The sequence below is a fragment of the Pseudomonas sp. DE0157 genome (genome assembly GCF_007678615.1).
Taxonomy (GTDB): domain Bacteria; phylum Pseudomonadota; class Gammaproteobacteria; order Pseudomonadales; family Pseudomonadaceae; genus Aquipseudomonas; species Aquipseudomonas parafulva_B.
The window spans coordinates 1-1,020 of sequence record NZ_VEJN01000037.1; the positions used below are offsets into that span (position 1 = coordinate 1).

Below are 1,020 nucleotides of genomic sequence, written 5' to 3' on the forward strand. Positions count from 1 at the left end.
GCGCACCTGGAACCAGACCGCGCAGCGTTACCCCGACGAATACTGTGTCCACCGCCTGATCGAGCAGCAGGCCCAGCGCAGCCCCGAGGCGAGCGCCGTGGCATTCGGCGCACGTCAACTCACCTATCGCCAGCTCAACAACGCCGCCAATGGCCTGGCCCTGCAGTTGATTGAGCGCGGCGTCGGCCCGGACGTGCTGGTAGGCATCGCCGCCGAGCGTTCGCTGGAGCTGGTCATCGGCCTGCTGGCCATCCTCAAGGCCGGGGGTGCCTACCTGCCGCTGGACCCGGACTACCCTGAGGAACGCCTGGCCTACATGATCGAGGACAGCCGCATGGCCTTGCTGCTGCATGCGCCAGGCCTGCGCCTGCCGGTGCCTGAAGGGCTGGCGACGCTCGAACTGCCGGCCCCGCAGGCAGACCCGGCCGACGTACCGAACCCGCACGTCGACCTGGCTCCGGAGCACCTGGCCTACGTGATCTACACCTCCGGCTCCACCGGCAAGCCCAAGGGCGCCGGCAACCGCCACGTGGCCCTGGCCAACCGCCTGTACTGGATGCAGCAGGCCTATGAGCTGACCGCTGCTGACCGGGTGCTGCAAAAGACCCCGTTCAGCTTCGACGTGTCGGTGTGGGAGTTCTTCTGGCCGTTGATGACCGGCGCCCAACTGGTGGTGGCCGAGCCCGGCGCGCACCGCGACCCGGCGCAGCTGGTGGCGCTGATCGAGCAGCACGGCATCAGCACGCTGCACTTCGTGCCGTCGATGCTGCAGGTGTTCCTGCAATCGCCGGACCTGGACGGGTGCCACAGCCTGCGACGCATCCTGTGCAGTGGCGAGGCGCTGGCGCTCGATGCCCAGGCCCAGGTGTTCGCACGCCTGCCCAAGGCCGGCCTGTACAACCTGTACGGCCCGACCGAAGCCGCCATCGACGTCACCCACTGGACCTGCGTGGAGGAGGGCAGCGACAGCGTGCCCATCGGGCGCCCCATCGCCAACCTGCACACCTACGTGCTGGACGC

The 1,020-nt window shown here is 68.8% G+C and carries 1 protein-coding gene; it reads left to right on the forward strand.

The window, feature by feature from the left end; translation table 11 throughout:
* The coding region (locus tag FS777_RS21225; RefSeq protein WP_145257580.1) for an AMP-binding protein at nt 1-1,020 on the forward strand (1,020 nt) is incomplete at both ends.